Origin of the sequence: Subdoligranulum sp. APC924/74 (assembly GCF_003324125.1) — a bacterium.
Taxonomy (GTDB): Bacteria; Bacillota; Clostridia; order Oscillospirales; family Ruminococcaceae; genus Gemmiger; species Gemmiger qucibialis.
The window spans coordinates 41,750-59,975 of the sequence record NZ_PSQF01000008.1 but is presented as its reverse complement, the minus strand read 5'-3'; the positions used below and the strand labels follow the sequence as shown (position 1 = coordinate 59,975).

The 18,226-nt window shown below is 54.7% G+C and carries 14 protein-coding genes; 9 read left to right on the top strand and 5 right to left on the bottom strand.

Annotated elements, in window-relative coordinates; all coding sequences use genetic code 11:
- Window positions 1–166: 166 nt before the first annotated feature.
- The 3 genes from C4885_RS04310 to C4885_RS04300 are packed head-to-tail and all read right to left on the bottom strand — an operon-like array spanning window position 167 to window position 3,047.
- Complete coding sequence (locus tag C4885_RS04310; protein WP_113999178.1) at window positions 167–1,123, bottom strand: putative ABC transporter permease; 957 nt, start codon at window positions 1,121–1,123, stop codon at window positions 167–169.
- Window positions 1,120–1,875, bottom strand: a complete 756-nt coding sequence (trmB, locus tag C4885_RS04305; protein WP_113999177.1) for a tRNA (guanosine(46)-N7)-methyltransferase TrmB — start codon at window positions 1,873–1,875, stop codon at window positions 1,120–1,122. Before trmB ends, C4885_RS04310 begins: the two co-directional genes overlap by 4 nt.
- An 11-nt stretch (window positions 1,876–1,886) precedes the next feature.
- Window positions 1,887–3,047, bottom strand: coding sequence for an alanyl-tRNA editing protein (locus C4885_RS04300; RefSeq protein ID WP_113999176.1), 1,161 nt, complete (start codon window positions 3,045–3,047; stop codon window positions 1,887–1,889).
- A 146-nt stretch (window positions 3,048–3,193) separates the two neighbouring features.
- Between C4885_RS04300 and C4885_RS04295 the strand changes: the two genes are divergently transcribed.
- The 4 genes from C4885_RS04295 to C4885_RS04280 all read left to right on the top strand — a co-directional run bounded on the left by C4885_RS04295 (window position 3,194) and on the right by C4885_RS04280 (window position 7,846).
- Complete coding sequence (locus tag C4885_RS04295; protein WP_113999175.1) at window positions 3,194–4,591, top strand: hypothetical protein; 1,398 nt, start codon at window positions 3,194–3,196, stop codon at window positions 4,589–4,591.
- An 81-nt stretch (window positions 4,592–4,672) separates the two neighbouring features.
- Entirely contained in the window at window positions 4,673–6,307 is a 1,635-nt protein-coding gene (gene malQ, locus C4885_RS04290) for a 4-alpha-glucanotransferase (protein ID WP_113999174.1), read from the top strand.
- 190 nt (window positions 6,308–6,497) lie between these two features.
- Complete coding sequence (locus C4885_RS04285; RefSeq protein WP_113999173.1) at window positions 6,498–7,295, top strand: GGDEF domain-containing protein; 798 nt, start codon at window positions 6,498–6,500, stop codon at window positions 7,293–7,295.
- A 95-nt stretch (window positions 7,296–7,390) separates the two neighbouring features.
- The gene (locus C4885_RS04280; protein WP_242979485.1) at window positions 7,391–7,846 is read left to right on the top strand and encodes a hypothetical protein; all 456 of its coding nucleotides are present in this window, start codon (window positions 7,391–7,393) and stop codon (window positions 7,844–7,846) included.
- A gap of 923 nt (window positions 7,847–8,769) precedes the next feature.
- On the opposite strand, the gene C4885_RS04275 is transcribed toward C4885_RS04280, so the two are convergent.
- Window positions 8,770–10,791 (bottom strand): fructose-1,6-bisphosphatase, encoded by a 2,022-nt coding sequence (locus C4885_RS04275; protein ID WP_113999172.1) that lies wholly within the window; start codon window positions 10,789–10,791, stop codon window positions 8,770–8,772.
- Between the two features lie 1,289 nt (window positions 10,792–12,080).
- Window positions 12,081–12,734, bottom strand: coding sequence for a SprT-like domain-containing protein (locus tag C4885_RS04265; RefSeq protein WP_113999170.1), 654 nt, complete (start codon window positions 12,732–12,734; stop codon window positions 12,081–12,083).
- A gap of 493 nt (window positions 12,735–13,227) precedes the next feature.
- On the opposite strand from C4885_RS04265, the gene C4885_RS04260 reads away from it, so the two are divergent.
- The 5 genes from C4885_RS04260 (at window position 13,228) to C4885_RS04245 (ending at window position 18,214) form a co-directional block, all read left to right on the top strand.
- On the top strand, window positions 13,228–13,836 hold the full coding sequence (locus C4885_RS04260; protein WP_113999169.1) for a hypothetical protein: 609 nt from the start codon (window positions 13,228–13,230) through the stop codon (window positions 13,834–13,836).
- Between the two features lie 353 nt (window positions 13,837–14,189).
- On the top strand, window positions 14,190–14,858 hold the full coding sequence (locus C4885_RS04255) for a plasmid recombination protein (protein WP_158538806.1): 669 nt from the start codon (window positions 14,190–14,192) through the stop codon (window positions 14,856–14,858).
- Between the two features lie 12 nt (window positions 14,859–14,870).
- Window positions 14,871–16,205: a type IV secretory system conjugative DNA transfer family protein gene (locus C4885_RS04250; protein WP_113999167.1), complete on the top strand. Its 1,335-nt coding sequence runs from the start codon at window positions 14,871–14,873 to the stop codon at window positions 16,203–16,205.
- A gap of 56 nt (window positions 16,206–16,261) precedes the next feature.
- Window positions 16,262–16,429 (top strand): hypothetical protein, encoded by a 168-nt coding sequence (locus C4885_RS16405; protein ID WP_158538804.1) that lies wholly within the window; start codon window positions 16,262–16,264, stop codon window positions 16,427–16,429.
- 216 nt (window positions 16,430–16,645) lie between these two features.
- Window positions 16,646–18,214, top strand: coding sequence for a type I restriction-modification system subunit M (locus C4885_RS04245; RefSeq protein WP_113999166.1), 1,569 nt, complete (start codon window positions 16,646–16,648; stop codon window positions 18,212–18,214).
- Window positions 18,215–18,226 lie beyond the last annotated feature (12 nt).

Here is an 18,226-nt window from a genome sequence, read left to right as displayed (position 1 = left end):
TTATCTGCGCTTTTGGCTTGGCATCTGCCGCACCTCGCTCGCCGTATCGGCACTTAGAATTATGCGGTATTGCCTTAAAAATCCCAAGCTACAAACAAAAACAACAAAACCGCCGGGCGGCAAGTGCTTTGCTTGCTGCCCGGCGGCTTTTGGTATAGGGAGATATTTACTTGTCTTCTTTTTTTATGGCGTTCTTGCCGGTTTTTACGGCCTGTTTGGCGGCGGCTTTGGCGCGGGCGGTGGCTTTGGTCAGGCCAACGCGCAGGGAGGCCAGTGCTTCGCGGCGGTCGGGGACCATGTCCGGGAAGGCCCGCAGCAAACGGCCGGTGCCAAAGAACCGCTGCTTGCTCAGGCGGATGGTGGTATCGCGCAGGGTGCCGGCTTTGCCTGCCAGTTCGCGCAGCTGGTCACGCAGCTCGGCGGCGTTGGTGGCACCCTCCATGGCGGCCAGGGTCAGCTGCAGTTTCTGCTCATCCAGCAGGGTGTCCATCGTCATGGCGCTGGTGCCGATCACTTCGGTCAGGGTATCGCTGGTGGTGCGCATGGCTTTGCGCAGCTCATCAATGCGGGCCAGCTGTTTGCTGAAGCCGACAGCCTGAATGGCGGATACGATCAGATCCGCCAGGAACAGGCCGCTGAAAATAACATCCAGCCAGATCAGCACAAGGGTGGGGATAGCGGCGCTCGGCTTGCTGAGCAGCGGGTGAACCACCACCATCAGCAGCACGCTGCCCAGCCCCCACAGCAAGGAGAACTGCGGGCAGATGAACCCGCCCAGGTTAAAGCGATACATGGAATAGTCCCACCAGCGGGTGTGGAACATCTTGTACAGGATGTACCCGCCAACCAGCTCCACCAGCGTGGTGATGACCATGCCGCCGAAAAAGGCAACCAGTACGTTCTGGTACCATGCCATATCGCTGCTTGGCATGGTAAAACGGCCGAGAACGGCGATCATTACCGTCATGCCGCAGCCGTAAATGGGGCAGATTGGGCCGTTCAAGAATCCGCGGTTGACCAGCTCCCGCGTGGTGATGGCTGCATAGGCAACCTCCACGCACCAGCCCAGGAACGCATAGACGAAAAAGAAAAATATCGTATGCAGCAGGGCATAAGTGGTCATTCCTGTACCTCCCCGGCGGGGTCGGCTTCTTCCTCCGGTTCCAGGCGGCGGGCCAGCTCTTTGGGCTCCACCCAGGTCACGCTGGAATCCGGCCCCTTGCGGGCAATCAGCGCCTTGATGGGAATGCCCTGTTCGCTGAACATGCCCTCGTGCTCGGTGCGCAGGTTCCAGTCCGGCTCATTCTTGTGCAGATCAAAGGTCTGCCAGGTAATCTCGAACCCGGCAGCGGGAAAGTAACCCAGGCTGTCCCGGAACAGGTCATCGTCATCGGTCTTGAAGTAGATTTCGGAACCCTCCGGCATCAAAGCGCGGTACTGCAGCAGCTGGCGCGGGTGGGTCAGGCGGTGCTTGTTGCTGCCAGCGTTTTTGCTCCACGGGTTGCAGAAGTTGATGTAGATGCGCTGCACGGTATCCGCCGGGCTGAACACGCCGGAAAGCCGCTCGATATCCAGCGAGGCAATCTTGACATTATCCGGCGGCAGCTGAGCGGCGGCGTAAGCGGCTTCCACCTTGCGCTTGGCCAAAATCAGGACCTTATCCGTGATATCAATGCCAAGGTAGTTGATATCAGGGTGCAGGGGGGCCAGCTGGCTCAAAAAGCCGCCCTTGCCGCAGCCAAGCTCCAGGTGCAGGGGCTGCTCCGGCCGGGCATACAGCTCATGCCAGTGCCCGGCATGGGTCAGCGGTTCGTGAACATGGAAATCGCAGGCCAGCAGTTCCGGTCTGGCATAGGGCTTAAAACGCATACGCATACAACAATACCTCACTCATGATAATTCACTAAAAAATTCTGGACATCGGCAAAATCAGTGCAGGCAAGGCTGCCCTGGCAAAAGCCGGGCTTGCCGCCGCCCCGCCCGCCGAACGCTTCATTCAGCGCCTTGCACACCGGGCGCACATCCCCGCCGGGCAGGCAGAGCGCATAGGCGAGGCCCTGCCCGCCGGAGGCCAGCACCGCCGTCAGCGCGTTGGTGCGGGCCGATACCGCCAAACAGATCCGCCGCAGTCCGTCGCCGTCCGCACCGTCACAGTGCAGCACAGCAGGCTGGCCGGGCACGGCGGCTTGGGCCAGTGCTTCGGACAATGCGTTCTGCATGGCGGCAAGGCGCTGCTTGAGGGCAGCTTCCGCCGTTTGCAGGTTTTGCACGGCAGGCAGCAGGCGACCGGGGGCGGAGCTTAACAGGGTGCCCACCGCGGCGGCATCCTGCCAGGCGGCAGCAATGGACTGATGCGCACGCTCCCCGCACACAACCGCCAGCCGGGTGCCGCCCTTGTAGCTTTGGGCGCTCAAAATTTTGATGGCCCCCACCTGGCCGGTGGTGGAAACATGGGTGCCGCAGCAGGCGCACAGGTCGGCCCCGCCGGCATCTACCAGCCGCACCGCACCGTCAATTTCCTTTTTGCTGCGGTAGGTCAGTTTTGCAAGGTCTTCCGGCGCGGGGTACCAGCAGCGCACCGGGGCGTCCGCACGGATCACCGCGTTGGCCTGGGCTTCTGCTTCGGCCAGCTGGCCGGCGGTCAGCGGAACGCTCATATCCATCCGCACCGCGGGGGAACCGATGTGAAAGCCCACATTCTCCGCCCCAAACAGGCGGTGCAAAGTGCCGCTTAAAATGTGTTCACCGGTGTGCTGCTCCATATGGTCGCGGCGGCGCGCCCAATCAATGCGGCCTTCCACTGTCTGCCCAACCGGCAGCGCTGCGCTGACAGTGTGGGTGATCACGCCGCCATGCTCCTGCACATCCGTTACAAGGGCGGTGCCCAGCGCACCGGTATCGCAGGGCTGGCCGCCGCCCTCCGGGTAAAAGGCGGTCCGGTCCAGCTGCACGGCAAACTGTTCCCCGGCCGGGGTGCAGACAAGCACCGTGGCGGTAAAAGTTTGAACATATGGGTCTGTTTCGTATAGTTTTGCCGTTGCGGGCATGCAAGGTCATCCCCCTTTCGGAATATTTTTACATTATAGCATAAAACGGCAGTGGAAAAAACAGTTCAAATCCGTTATAATAAAAATCAGTTATAATTCCGGCGGCTCCCCGGCAAGGTGGGAGCCGGAAAGGGGGCGGGAACCATATGAAAAAACGAATCTCAGCACTGGTTTTGAGCAGCTGCCTGCTGGCGGGCTGCGCGGGCCAAGGGGCGGCTGCTACCGGCGAAACCGCAGCACCCAGCCAGGCCGTGCCCACCGCGGCACCCCAAAGCCTGACGGTGAACGGCCTGCTGGACACCAGCGCTGCTGTTGGCGCGCTGGAGCTGTATGCCCAGGCGCAGAATGTGACGCTGCAAAACAGCTTTGAGACCGAAACGGCGGACCTGGTCATTCTGGATGCCCCGCCGCAGGATGATGGAACCTGGAAGAATCTGGCGGAGAACGAGCTGCTGGCCGCCGCCGCGCAGCGTGCCGGACTGGATACGGAAAGCACCGTCACCGCCCTGCCGGTGGGCCAGAGCCTGTATGCCTATTGGGCGGATAACCGTGTGCTGACCGAGCTTTTGCAGAGCGATGCCGCGCTGGACGACCTGCGCGCTGCGACCTGGGAGGAATGGTTCGATTTCGTAACAGCTGTGACCCATTGGTGCGCGGAACCCGGCGCTGTGCAGGTAACGCTGAACGGCAATGTTTACACCCTGCCCGCTGAGCGGCGGGAGACACTGGCAAACCTGAACGGCGTGTTTGCCGCCCAGGGACCGGAGGTTAGCGGCAACAGCGGGGATGGCGGCGTGGCGGAAAATACCCCTGCGCTGTACACCACCGCCCTGCTGGCGGCGGGGGAGCCGCTGACCGAAGAAAACCTGACCGGTCCGCTGAACGCGCTGGAGCAGGAGCTGCGGCTGGAAGATGCCAACAGCGCCTGGCAGGCCGGCATTGCAGACCTATGGACCAGCAAGTATCTGTTCCAGCAGGGCAATGCCCTGTTCTACCGCGGCTACCTGGCCGACCTGATCAGTGACAGCGGCGCAGCGTTGAGCAGCGCCCAGAAAGACGCGCTGGTGTGGCTGCCCATCAAAAATAACCTGACCGAAGCCGACATTGCCAACCAGCGGTTCAACCTGGCCGGGCTGATGAATTACCCCATTTTGGCCAACCGTGCCTGGCTGGCTATCCCGGCGGATGCCGATGAGGAGAGCGCCCGCGCCGCAGCCGCCGCTATTTTGTGGCTGTACACCAGCAAGGCGGGGGAGAGCGCGTTGATCGACACCCTGGACCTGATCACCCCCTGGGGTACTGGCAGCAACCAGAACGCCGCCGCGGCCATGCAGGCGGCGCAGGTGACAGCCGGTATTCTGCCTGGCGCAGCGCTGGACAAAACCCAGGCCGCCGCATTGCAGCAGGCCCAGCGCGGGCTGTATTATGAAGCGGACGGCATTACCCTGCGGGATGGCCTGTGGGATGAAGATGCCGCCGCTGCCTGGCGCAGCGCCGTGATGGCGGCCCTTGGCGCAGAAAGCGCCGAAGCAGACGATAACTGATGCCCCGGGGTGTACCTGAAAAACAGGCGCACCCTAGATGGGCTTTGCGGAATACAAAAAGTTTTAAGGAGAAGAGAAAAAATGAAGAAGCGTTGCAGCGGTATCCTGATGCCGGTTTCCAGCCTGCCGGGCGGGTATGGCATTGGCTCCATGGGCCAGGCTGCCAGAGATTTTGTGGATTTTCTGGTGCTGGCCGGACAGAGCGTGTGGCAGATCCTGCCCGTTGGCCCGACTTCGTATGGCGACAGCCCGTACCAGAGCTGCTCGGCTTTTGCGGGCAACCCGTATTTTATTGACCTGGATCAGCTGGCTGCGGATGGCCTGCTGAAGCCGGAAGATTACGCCAAAGAAAATTGGGGCACCAACCCCAATTACTGTGACTATGCCCTGCTGTACCAAAAGCGCTACAAGGTGCTGCGCAAGGCATACGCCGCATTTTTGCAGCAGCGCCCGGTGCCAGGGTACGATACCCCCTACAGCGATGACTGGTACCGTTTTACCTTTTTGAGCGATGCCTGGCTGCCAGATTACTGCCTGTACATGGCAATCAAAGAAGAAAACAAGATGTGCGACTGGCAGACCTGGCCTGCCCCGCTACGCCTGCGCGACCCCAAGGCGCTGGAAGAGTTCCGCACCGGCCATGCCGATGAACTGGGCTTCTGGGCCTTTGTGCAGTATGAGTTCGCCAAGCAGTGGCAGGCCCTGAAAGCATATGCCAACAGCAAGGGCATCAAGATCATGGGTGATATTCCCATCTATGTGGCGGCGGATTCTGCCGATGCGTGGGCAGGCCGTGAGCTGTTTGAGATGGACAGCGAGGGCCACCCCCGCCGTGTGGCTGGCTGCCCGCCGGACTATTTTGCCGAGGATGGCCAGCTGTGGGGCAACCCGCTGTATGACTGGGCCTACCACAAGCGTACCAACTATGCCTGGTGGGTGCGCCGCGTGCGCCATGCGCTGAGCATTTATGATATCCTGCGTATTGACCACTTCCGCGGCTTTGATACCTATTGGGCTATCCCGGCGGGGGACAAAAACGCCCGCGGCGGCAAGTGGGAACAGGGCCCCGGCATGGACCTGTTCCGTGCTCTGCGCACCGCTCTGGGTGACCTGCCCATTGTGGCCGAGGATCTGGGCGAAATTTTTGATTCCGTCCGTGTGCTGCTGGCGGAAAGCGGATTCCCCGGCATGAAGGTGCTGCAGTTCAGTCTGAACGGCACCGATAGCTTGGACCTGCCGCATAACTACCCGGCCCACTGCGTGGCTTACCCCGGCACCCATGACAATAACACCCTGCGCGGCTGGCTGGAAAACGAAACCACCCCCGCCCAGCGCAAACAGGCCAAGGCATATTTTGCCCTGACCGAGCAGGAGGGCGAGATCACCGGCCTGCTGCGCGGTGTGCTGGCAAGCCCGGCGGAGCTGGCTATTGTGACGATGGCCGACTGGCTGGAAAAAGGCAGCGAAGCCCGCATGAACACCCCCGGCAACCCGGCGGGCAACTGGCAGTGGCGCGTTGCCGCTAAGGACCTGACCCCCGCGCTGGCGCGGAAGATCCACGAGATGAGCGCACGGTATTTCCGCGCGGAACCCCTGCCGGAAGCGGAGCCGAAAAAGGAAAAAGCGCCCGCCCCGCAGCCCAAGGCCAAGGCGGCTGACGCAAAAGAGGAGAAAACGACAGCACCGGCGAAAAAAGCAGCAAAAAGTGCAAAGTGATTTTTTGAACAGTAATACTTTTATTATTAAGCAATTCTTTGTGTAATGCGGGTATGGGAAAAGCATGCACGGTATGGTAAAATATACAGAGATTTTATGTCAAGTTGTAGCATTACAACATTAGGGCAACATAGAGAACCGAAAAACGCTTTGTTGGATCTTGTATGTTTTACATGGAGGAAGACGCGTCATGCAGGAATTTACTCTGGAACAAATTGGCATGCAGGTTACCGCATTGCAGAATTTTTTTGACCAGGTTACTTTGATCGACCCGCTGGCCCAGGCCGAGGTGGACCCCGCCACCCTGCAGGCCACCGGCCATGCCGATGCTGTGCCTGTGCTGAATGCAGATGGCCGTGGCTGGCAGCCGATTTTGGGTGAGGATACCGGTTTTGTGTTTTACCAGAACATCCAGGTGGAGCACCGCCCGTTTGTGCTGGCTGCCACCTATTTCCTTACGGCAGATCTGCCCGCCAATGACCGCGAGGCAAACGCCCTGCTGCGCCTGCTGGGCCAGTACCGCGAGGAGATGCGCCGCGATTATGTGACCGGTGTATATAACCGTGCGTTCCTGGATTCCACTTACCGCAAAAAAGTGGCGGCTGCTGCCTGCGCAGGCAAGCCGGTCAGCGTGGTTGCTGCCCGCGTGAACGAGTATTGGAACCTGCTGCGCGAGGAAGGCACTCACGCAGCAGATTGCTGCCTGAATACCGCAGCCGGTATTTTGCAGCTGGCTGCCGGGCCGGACCAGCAGAACGCTGTTGTCCGCCTGGAAGACGGCATTTTCCTGGTGGTGAGCGTTGGCACCCCGGCGGCAAAACTGCAGGCTGCGCTGCATGAAGCGCTGGGCGAATCCCGCCGCACGTTCGGCATCACCCTGTCCCGCCGCGGCGAATTTACCGTGTCGCTCAGCTCTGCCGATTGGGGCGAAGCCGGCAGCTGGGACCTGATGGTGGCCCTGGCCGAGCAGCGCCTTTCCGGCTGCTGAAGAAGCTGAAACAAAAGAATAAATCCCCCTTGTGGAGCCATACTAGCTTTGGGAACATTCCCAAAGGAAAAGGCTGTACACAAGGGGGATTTTTTATGCCGGAAAACCAGAATATGCAAAAAACCAGTGATAACGAAGCCATGCTGCAGGAGATCGTGCAGAACACCGAGATGGGCAAAAACACCCTGGATGAGCTGATGGGGCTGACGTATGACCAGAAGCTGAAAGACGAGATGATGCGCCAGAAAAACGAGTACCGCCGCCTGAACCAGCAGGCCCACACGGCGCTGGATGCCATCGGCGCACAGGCCAAGGGTCAGAGCGCCGCCGCACGCATGAGTGTGAGCATGGGCATCCGCACCCGCACCATGCTGGACAAAAGCACCCGTAACCTTGCCACCATGCTGGCGGAGGGCAGCGGCCAGGGCGTGCTGGACTGCAAGCGCGCCGAAACCGACTACCCCCAGGCCAGCCCCGGCGCCCACAAGTTGATGGAAGAACTGTGCGCGTTCCAGACCGGGGCGGAGCAGGCGTGGAGGGAATTTGTGTGATTAGTTAGGAGTTAGGAGGGAGGAGTTAGGAGTTGGGGGCGCTTAATGAATAAAGAATAAATAATAAAGAATAATTGTGGTGGACCGCGGCGCGGTGCGCCGCTCAGGAAATATTAGGGTTGCTGGTATTTAGAAATGCGGGATGAATGATAAAACAATCTGTAGGGCGCGATGCCCTCATCGCGCCGGGAAAACGTAAATTGAATGCCGCAATCTTAACGCAGCCCGAAACCTATCTGTAGGGGACGATGCTTGCATCGTCCTGCTGGAGCTTTGTCTTATTGCACATTATAAATTTGATGTTTTGCCTTGCCCTATGGTAGGGGGCGGCGTCCTCGACGCCCCGGATGGAAATGTGGAACCATAAATTTTAGGCTCTACGCGGGGAACCACCCCTCACCGGCTTTCGCCGGAGCTCCCCTCAAAGGGGAGCCAATATCTTACTTTAGGTTTGCGATGGACGCGAAGCGGCCTGAGGGGTGGTTCTCTGCAACAAACCTAAAGACATCCGCCCCTCGGTCTCGGAACGGTCAAGACCGTTCCCTACAGGTTGTTTTATTGTGCATAACGGGCAATAAACGCATATCTCACCCATAGGGGCGCACATTGTGCGCCTGCGGACGTTTGCCTTATTGCCGGATGGCGGAATATGCGGAATATTAGGTAAGGCCCATCGTCCCCTACAAATTGTTTGCAGGTTTGTGACAAATGGTTTATGGTTCTCTCCGGCGCGATGAGGGCATCGCGCCCTACAGATGAACCAAACGAACCTACAAATAAAATAGCCGCAGCGGTGGGGGAATGACTCCCTGCCGCTGCGGCTGTTTTCGATTTATCCTATAATTTATTCTATATTCTATTATAATTAAAGTTTTTTCGCCGAAGCCTTTTTTTTCAAAAAAATTGGAAAATCCCCGTAATCGCTACCAGATCGTATCTTTCGTCGGCTGTTCTTTGATCAGGCCGGTGCGGTAGGCGGAGATGAGGCGGTGGAGGTCGGCCACCTGGGCGTACAGATTGGCGCCCTCGTCCATATGTTCCACCAGAACGCGGTCGGTGTGGTTATCGTCCACCACATCCACGCGGGACAAAATATCCAGGTTTTCCTGCACTGCTTTGGCGGTGTTTTCAAATGGCTGGTGGGTGCGCAGGCTCATGCCGTGGCTGGAATACACCAGCGTGTACCCCGCAATACCGGTGCGCTCGTGGTAAGCGCGGCAGAACCCGCCGTCAATCACCAACAAGCGCCCGCCGCCCTTGATGGGGCTTTCGCCGGCTTTTTCCCGCACGGGTACATGGCCGTTCACAATGTGGCAGTTGGCCGTTAAGCCAAACTCCGCCAGGATGCGGCAGCAGATGGCCGCATCATCGTACCAGGTATAGTAGGGATCCTTGATCTCCTTGTGGGTTTCTGGGTCCTCAATGTACAGCCGTTCAAAGGTGGTCATGGCGCTGCGGCCAAACAGCGGGGAGAGCTTGCCGCACCACAAGTACCACAAAAAGTCCTGCCCGCTCTGCCGCTCCGGCGAGCCCTCCGGCGCAAAATAGCCCAGGCGGGCGCGCAGGTCACAGTAATCCAGCAGCGCGCGGCCCCGCAGGGAATGGCCCTCAAACGTTTCGGCGGCAAATTCGCCCTCGTCCGTCAGGGGCACCGCACCGTGGTACAGCAGGCAGCCGTTCTCAATGTGGTATACGCTGCCCTTGGCATACAGGAAGGCAACGTGCTTTTGCAGCTTTTCGCTGTGGCGGAAGGATGCCACCAGCTTGTCCAGCACAAACTTTTCGTCGGCATTCAGGCGGGCCGGGTTCTCTGGATCTACCGTGGGGAAGTTGCGGTCCCGCAGGGGATAGTTCTTGCCAAAATAATCCACCGTTCCGGCTTCGTAATCAATGCGGCGCAAAAAATCCCGCCCCTGCATCTTGAAATCCGGGTTGCGGTCGATCACTTCGCACTCCAGCTTCAGCATCAGGATGGTGATGGCCTTGTGCATGACAGCACAGCGGTGCAGCATTCCGTCCGTGTAGGGGCCGCGGGTGGCATCGGTGTGCGGCATCCAAATGGTCAGATCCTCATTGCCGTAATATTGCTCCGCCATGCGCAGCAGGTGGCGCAGATTGATGCCGTAAAAATCTTCAATCATGCCGTGGTTGTGGTAGGCAAGGGTGGTTTTCAGCACCGTGCAGCAGCACAGCGCGCTGCCAGCGGCGGCACCCATCCACACAACGTCGTGGTTGCCCCATTGGAAATCCACGTTGTGGTGGGTCATCAGTCGGTCCAGGATCAGGTCCGGGCGGGGGCCGCGGTCAAACAGGTCACCAATAATGTGCAGCTTGTCCACCGCAAGGCGCTTGATCAGCTCACACAGGCGGATGATGAAAGCGTCCGCGCGGTCATTGGCGATAATGCTGCCCACGATCTGGCCATAGTAGAGGGTTTTGTTGTGGTCCTCAAAGTGGGCGTGCAGAAGCTCGTCAATGATATGCCCACAGCCCTGCGGCAGGCAGGAACGCACATATTCCCGTGTGTGCTTGGACGAAACAAAGCGGCATACATCGATCAGGCGCAGCAGCGTCTGGCGGTACCAGGCTTCCAGCTCAAAGCGTTCCGGGTAGCGGGCCTTGAGCAGGGGCAGCTTGCGCGCCGGGTAGTAGATCAGGGTGGCAAGCTCGGCACGGATGGCCTTGGGCACGTTTTCACCCAGGACAAGATCAACTTTTTCGCGGATAACACCGGAAGCGGAGTTCAGCAGGTGGATAAAAGCCTCGTCTTCGCCGTGCAGGTCACTGATATAATGCTCGGTGCCCTTGGGCAGCTTGGCGGTGGCTTCCAGGCTGATAACGGCGCTGGCAGCCGCGGCCTGGGTGGGATAATCCCGTGCCAGCAGCGAAAGATACTTTAACTCTGCCACGCTGGTGGTGGGGATAGTAGTGGAATTGGAACCCATGGAACAGTATTCTCTCCTTTTTGAAGGGCTTGAATCAAAGCACGCAATTGTATTATTGTTGCAAAAATTGGTACTTTTATTGTACGCTGTCCCATGCGGTGCGTCAATCGGAAAAGTGCCGAAAAACCTTGTGCTGCATCCGTTATATTTGACTATTTGATAATCCTTGCCCTACAAAATGGCAGGGCTTGCCGGGGGAGGATGACGTTGTAATAGGATAAAATACAGAAAACTGGCGCACCATGCAAACAAAGTTTTCAATAGAAGAGAGGAAAAATTGGCATAAATACATCGCCCTGCTCAAAAGTGATTGACTTTTTGCGTGGGGAACGGTATGATACGGTTGTAATCAAAAAGAAAGCATCTTTTGTGAGAACGCCGTTACTGACGCCGTTCTCATTTTCTTTATCAAATAGAAATAGCAGCACCGCCCGCGGGTAATACCATATCGCGGGCGGTGCTGTTTTGCTGTAAAAAACAAACCCCGCCGCCGGATGGCGGAGGGGCCTGCGTGTGGATTCTTCACTTGTCTCTTTGTTCTTCGGTGAATGCCCTGTATCACAATTTTATGCGCGGGCACACGAAAAAATCCAGAAAGGCGCAGAGGAAATCAAGACAGCGCATAGGAGCTCGCTCCACTCCGTTCCGCTCGCAATCCGCCTAATCTCCAAGCCAACTCCAAGAACATTCCAAGTCCACACCAAGCAAAATCAACGCATTATCTCATGTTTTCCCGCATGGGACAGAATGAGAGAGGATTGGAAACAAAAAAGAAAGCAGGCCCCGGAGCCGGATGGCGGAGGGGCCTGCGTGTGGATTCTTAACTTGTCTCTTTGGTATTCGGTGAACGCCCTGTATCATAGTAATATAGAAAAGAATATAAGTCAATATGTGACGATAAACTGTAACTTTTATAAATGTACTTTTAAATTTATATCTGCATGGCAGTATCACCTCTGAGGCTCGTTAATTTTGATACTGATAGTATACTTACTTTGTCATACGATAGCAAGCAGTTTTGATATTACTTGTGCATAGCTTAAATTTGATACTGAAAATGATGGCGGTGGTCGCTTGTGTGACCACCGCCATCGTTCTACTTTTCGCTGTCTGCAAGGTAGCACCAAGAACAGGTTTGGCACTCTGGCATTTCTCCGCACGGTGGTATGCCGGTATCAGGCTCATACGGACAGGAATAATAATCGTATTGCATTGTGTAGCTCCTTTAAAAGTGTACATATAAAAATAGCGGTCTACTCTCACTCGACCATTATCACTGTTGTTATAATTTATTCGGCAACAACCATTTTTTCCATACAGTCGCCGCATATTAGGTTGATGACCTTGGTTGCTCGGCAGCTGTTGCTGCATTTGGGACAAATATATTTGCGGGTACTGCTGGGCTTTTTCGTTCTGGTTTCTGCGCCTGCACCGCTGTTGCCGCCCTTGGGGAGCGTTCCGAGTACATCCAGTAGGTTAAGGCTCTCGACCATCTGGAAATCTTGCCAGCCCTGTTCCTCAACAAAATCCAGAAGTTCAAGGCCGGGGCTGGTAATTGTCCAACCATATTTGGGATGGTGTTCGACTTCCAGACCGTGGGTTTCTGCAATGTGCTTGAAATTCTTGTTGTGGTACACGCCGTTATTGCTAGTATCTTTTATACCGTGCTCAGCGCAATACTCGTGTACCATCTCATGGACTAAAACGCCTGCGAGAAAGGCGCACTCCTGATTTAAGCTGGCAGAGCTTATATTGATTTCGTAGCGCCGTTCTTCGCCTGTCTTCCAAACCTTTCCAGTGGTGAAGTGCCCATACGCGCCAGCAGTCTTTTTTAAACTAATAACGACTTCCGGCAGTTCGCCGTCAAAAAAGCGGTTGTTAAGTGCTCGGAACATTTTCTCTAACTGACCTGCCACGCGGCTCGTTTTAATCGTCTGTTTCATTTTCGTTGTCCTTTCGTCTTAAAAGTATACTTTTAAATCCCCGCCGAAGCGGTTTGCAGGTTTGGCCCCTGCCGGCGAAAAGAAAAAGTAAAGCCCCCATCCCGGTGTCAACAGAACATGGAATATCGCAGCACTCCCCGCAAAAGTGCGAGAATATGCCGTGAAAGTCTGTTGACTTAGGGCTGGGGGCTTATATACTTTTTTGAGCGGCAGGGCCACGCTTCTCAATCTCCGCCGCAGCGGTTTATCAGTCTTTTTAAAGTATAAATAACGCTTTAAAGCAAAAATATAATTTTTGCAAAAAGCATTTTTGGGGCTTGCCAATCCTTGCGAATTGCAGAAAATGAAATTTGTAGGAGGAATCCCTTTTACCGTTATAGCACACGCATAACAATTTTGAATATACAAAATGTATATATTTTCCGTGTGCATACTTTAAACGATATATACATGATGTATTGAATTATGAACGTTTTAAAGGAGGAAAAACATTATGAAACGTTTCTTTGCGTCGGATGCTGAGAGTGATATGCTTATCGCTGAGGCAACCAAAACCTTTGGATTGAAAATTGGAGACATCATCAATATGGCAATTAAAAATCAGTTTCTGCCGATTACGGAACCGTTCCGCACGGAGGCAAGATTTATCTTGCAACGCCATACAGAAGGAGCGTTGGAAGCTCAGGAAATCAAGCAGTCGATGACGCGCGGTATTAGAGCGTTAGGAACGCGCCCGGTGCGTGATGCAGACCGCTTGCAAGGATTTTTTGCCCGGTACCATTTGCATGAGGATGTAGAGAACTGCACCATTACAGAGAATGATGCCTTGTGGGAATCTGCTGTTGAGGTCTACAATATTCTCGGCAAACAGATTTCAGCTGGAGGCATCAGCAAAATTAACGGTGCGCGTTTGGTGGATGACATTTTTGCAGAGTGGGATACTTTGTGGAGCGAAAAGGCTGTGTACGATGTGCTGGCGGCGCTTGCGTTTCGTTGCGAGCCGAACCAGGTGTTCCACTGGTTTGAGGGCATGCAGTTCCTTACAGGGATTGAGCATGATGCAATGGGCCAGTGGTGCTGTACATCGGGTAGAAAAAAATAAGACCTGACACGCCTTTGCGATAGTAAGGCGTACAGGTCGCAGCAAGGGCGGTGCTGATGCTCTGCGTGGAAGTGCAGAACTTGGCACCGCCAATCTTATAGGGGCAGGGACGATGAAAAATCGTCCCGATGGGGGCCGCGGCCCCTCACTGACGGCAAGCGGGTCTTGTCGGCAGCGGGGAGTCCAGAGGGGTCACGCCCCTTTGGCAAGGTAAGCCCGCAAGGGCGGTGGGAGTTTCCGGGGAAACTGCCATACCTTGTATGACACAGCAGATGGAGACTAAATGTACTGCTTGCTTTTGCAGTACATTTTAAGCCGCAATCGGATGGGGCATGGCCCCCAACGAGAAGGGAATGATTATGATGGCGTGTGCCGAGAAGTTTGGTGCGGGCGCAGTCCGCAATATACTTCGCCACAACCGGCGAGAAATCGAACATTCGAGTAACCATGACATTGACCCGAAAAGGCTGGAGCGGGACTATATACTATCCCCAGACCGGGGCATGACTGAGTATGACTATTTTTTGCAGCGCAAATCGGAACTGTACTGCTACAACCGTAACGATGTAAAGGTTATGGTCGGCTGGATTGTGACAGCCCCGCAGGATTTAGACCCGGAGCGCTACGATAACTTTTTCTACGCAACATACAATTTTTTGGCAAATCGTTATGGTGAGGAAAATGTTGTGCAAGCCATTGTTCATGATGACGAGGGCGGCCAGCCGCATTTGCATTTTTGTTTCGTGCCCGTTGTCGAAGACCCGAAGCACGAGCAGGGCTATAAAATCTGTGCGAACGATGTTCTTGACCGCCGCGAACTGCGCAATTTTCATCCAGACCTGCAACGCTACCTGAACGAGCACGGTCTGGAAGATGCCCGCGTTATGACCGGCGTAACCAAACGGCAGGGCGGCAACCGCACGGTTGCACAGTTGAAAGCCGAACGCGAGTACCAGCAGGAAGTAGAACGCCCTGCGCTATATTTTGGAGAATCCAAAATTGAGCAGGGGCTTCACTTTTAATAAGGTGCGACCATGAAACAGGTTATATGGATTATCAGCTGTTATCTTTATGGCGCGGCGGTAATTTTACTGGTTATACTTCTGCTGTTGGTGTATCTGCGCGGGCAGGTTAATCATCTGCCAAATCCATTTGCCAAAAAGAATCTTGCGTATCGGCAGCCAGCGCAAGCAAGAGGAATCCTATTTGGCAAGAAACTGAGCCTATTGGCCTACTCCCCCGAGCAGGACGAGGGGCATATTCTCGTAATGGGGCCGTCTGGCACAGGCAAGACCAGTGCGCTGCTGATTCCAACGCTACGCAGCTGGCAGGGAACAGCGCTGGTGGTAGACATTTCCGGCGACATTTCAGCTAACGTCAACACGCCCAACAAAATTGTATTTGACCCGACAGCGGAAAACTGCATCCCGTATGATGTGTTTGCCGCAATCAATGCGGTAACGGATGAGACCGAACGGCAGGAGCGCTTGGAGCAGCTTGCCTACCTGCTATTGCCGGACAAAGCCAACGATAGCGAGGCAGGTATTTTCTTCACGAAAAATGGCCGAAAAATGATAACAGCGGCGCTTATCTGCTACTACGGTATGGGCTGGGGCTTTGTCCAAATCTGCGAGTTCTTCCTCGGCCATGATTGGCGCGGTTTGCTAAATGATATTGCAAAGCAGCAGAACCAGACTGCAAATATGTTCATCAGTTCCTTTGCAGGCGCGTCAGAACAGAATACAGCAGGATGCAAGCAGGCGGCAGACGATGCCTTAAAACTGTTTGCCACAAACGAAAAAATTAAAAATGCACTTCGAAAATCAGCCAGCTATGAGCAGTCAATCAGCCCGGCTACGCTGGAAACAAACAGCATTTATATCTATATCCCTGATGAAAAGCTCAAAATTTATGGCGACCTGCTGCGCATTATCACGGCCCAGTCAATGGAATATTTTTCATCCAGACCGCCAGAGCATAAGAAAATGATTCTGTTTTGTTTGGATGAATTTGCTTCGTTTGGCAAGCTGCAAATCACCGAGGCCCTGCGCAAGCTGCGAAAGCGGCACATCCGCATTATGGTGCTGACGCAATCGCTGGCTGACCTTGACATGATTTACGGTAAAGATGAGCGCAAGGCAATGCTCGGAAACTTCAAATTTACGGTCATACTGGGCTGCAAGGACACCGAAACACAGGAGTATTTCTCCAAAATGATTGGCGAGAAGCGTTCCCTACTGGCAACAGACCCAAACCAGAAATCACAGCCCATCATCAAGCCAGCTGACCTTGCACACTTGGAACAAGACCTCTTTGTAATCTGTGATGATGGGGCAATCCGGCTGCGGAAAAATTTCTACTTCAAATAAAAATCACTTTACACATAATTGGTGCGGGCATATACTTTATGCAAGAGGTGCTGTATATGTCACAAAAGCTTAATGAAAATTTTGATTCTAAAATTGCTGTAGACCCGTTTTATTCTGCAAGCAATATGGCTCACCTGCGCCGTGGTATTGATGCGCTTGACGCAGGTAATGGCGTTGAGCATGAAATTATTGAAGATGAAAGCAAAGCAGAAAATGACGATTGATTAGGAGGACGGGTGACCGTCCTCTTTTTCTTTTGTCACAGTTCATTCTTTCCATCAATCAAAAAATAGCAGCAAAAAGCGGGTGACATATACCCGCTTTTTCGTTATAATAGATAAAAATATGTATCTTTGGATGCAAGTCCGATTTATAGGACGGCGTATTTGCTACAATATACATAGGGTTAAAAAGTGTACTTAAAATTTGGAGGAATCACAATGCCGGATAACAAAAAAGAGCAGGAACGCGAAGAACTTCACCGCGCAATATGGGCGATTGCGGACGACCTGCGCGGGAGCGTGGATGGCTGGGATTTCAAATCCTACGTTCTGGGCATTATGTTCTACCGCTATATTTCCGAGAACCTGACGAACTACATCAACGCGGACGAAATCGCGGCAGGCAACGCGGATTTTGACTATGCCAAGCTGTCTGACGAGGAGGCCGAGCAGGCGCGGGATGACTTGGTGCAGACCAAAGGCTTCTTTATCCTGCCGTCAGAATTGTTCGTCAATGTCCGCGCCCGTGCGCCGCAGGACGATAACCTCAACATGACGATGGAGGCCGTCTTCCGTCATATCGAGGATTCGGCAAAAGGCACTGAGAGCGAGGACGACTTTGCCGGTCTGTTCGATGATATTGATGTCAACAGCAACAAGCTTGGCGCTACGGTGGCAAAGCGCAATGCAATGCTTGTCAAGCTGCTGGACGGCATCGGTGCGATGAAGCTCGGTGAGTACAAGGAAAACACGATTGATGCGTTTGGCGATGCGTATGAGTACCTGATGAGTATGTACGCCTCCAACGCGGGCAAGAGCGGCGGCGAGTTCTTTACCCCGCAGGAGGTCTCGGAACTGCTGGCCCGCCTTGCTGTCGTGGGCAAGACCGAGGTCAACAAGGTCTATGACCCGGCCTGCGGCTCCGGCTCCCTGCTGCTGAAAGCGGCGAAGATTCTGGGCAAAGAGAATGTCCGTCAGGGCTTCTTCGGACAGGAAATCAACCTGACGACCTACAACCTGTGCCGTATCAATATGTTCCTGCACGATATTGATTTTGATAAATTCAATATCGCCCACGAAGATACGTTGATTTCGCCCCAGCATTGGGACGAGGAACCCTTTGAGGTCATTGTCAGCAACCCGCCCTATTCTATCAAATGGGAAGGCGATGATAACCCGGTCTTGATTAACGACCCGCGTTTTGCCCCTGCCGGTGTGCTGGCCCCGAAATCCAAAGCGGACTTGGCTTTTATCATGCACTCGCTGGCGTGGCTGGCAACCAACGGCACGGCGGCTATCGTCTGCTTCCCCGGTATTATGTATCGCGGCGGCGCGGAAAAGAAGATTCGCCAGTATCTGATTGATAACAACTTTATCGACTGCATTATCCAGCTGCCCGGCAACCTGTTCTTTGGCACCAGCATTGCAACCTGCATTATGGTGCTAAAAAAGAGTAAGGCAGAAAACAGAACGCTATTTATTGATGCCTCGAAAGAATTTGTTAAGGTCACGAACAACAACAAGCTGACTGAGGACAACATTGCAAAAATCGTGGCCTCGTTCATTGACCGCAAGGATAAGGACTATTTCTGCCGTCTTGTGTACAACGACAAGATTGCGGAACAGGATTATAACCTGTCTGTATCCACCTATGTGGAGCAGGAGGACACCCGCGAGGTTATCAACATTACCGAACTGAACGCAGAAATCAAGCGCATTGTGGCGCGGGAACAGGTGCTGCGTGACGAGATTGATAAGATTATTGCGGAGATTGAGGCCGAGCGATAGACAAAAAAGTTG

Excerpts from the sequence above, each read along its gene's own strand:
- C4885_RS04300 (WP_113999176.1), bottom strand. The coding sequence starts at position 3,047 with ATGCCCGCAACGGCAAAACTATACGAAACAGACCCATATGTTCAAACT.
- C4885_RS04275 (WP_113999172.1), bottom strand. The coding sequence starts at position 10,791 with ATGGGTTCCAATTCCACTACTATCCCCACCACCAGCGTGGCAGAGTTA.
- C4885_RS04255 (WP_158538806.1), top strand. The coding sequence starts at position 14,190 with ATGATTATGATGGCGTGTGCCGAGAAGTTTGGTGCGGGCGCAGTCCGC.
- C4885_RS04250 (WP_113999167.1), top strand. The coding sequence starts at position 14,871 with ATGAAACAGGTTATATGGATTATCAGCTGTTATCTTTATGGCGCGGCG.
- C4885_RS04280 (WP_242979485.1), top strand. The coding sequence starts at position 7,391 with ATGCCGGAAAACCAGAATATGCAAAAAACCAGTGATAACGAAGCCATG.
- C4885_RS16405 (WP_158538804.1), top strand. The coding sequence starts at position 16,262 with ATGTCACAAAAGCTTAATGAAAATTTTGATTCTAAAATTGCTGTAGAC.
- C4885_RS04245 (WP_113999166.1), top strand. The coding sequence starts at position 16,646 with ATGCCGGATAACAAAAAAGAGCAGGAACGCGAAGAACTTCACCGCGCA.
- C4885_RS04265 (WP_113999170.1), bottom strand. The coding sequence starts at position 12,734 with ATGAAACAGACGATTAAAACGAGCCGCGTGGCAGGTCAGTTAGAGAAA.
- C4885_RS04285 (WP_113999173.1), top strand. The coding sequence starts at position 6,498 with ATGCAGGAATTTACTCTGGAACAAATTGGCATGCAGGTTACCGCATTG.
- malQ (WP_113999174.1), top strand. The coding sequence starts at position 4,673 with ATGAAGAAGCGTTGCAGCGGTATCCTGATGCCGGTTTCCAGCCTGCCG.
- C4885_RS04295 (WP_113999175.1), top strand. The coding sequence starts at position 3,194 with ATGAAAAAACGAATCTCAGCACTGGTTTTGAGCAGCTGCCTGCTGGCG.
- C4885_RS04310 (WP_113999178.1), bottom strand. The coding sequence starts at position 1,123 with ATGACCACTTATGCCCTGCTGCATACGATATTTTTCTTTTTCGTCTAT.
- C4885_RS04260 (WP_113999169.1), top strand. The coding sequence starts at position 13,228 with ATGAAACGTTTCTTTGCGTCGGATGCTGAGAGTGATATGCTTATCGCT.
- trmB (WP_113999177.1), bottom strand. The coding sequence starts at position 1,875 with ATGCGTATGCGTTTTAAGCCCTATGCCAGACCGGAACTGCTGGCCTGC.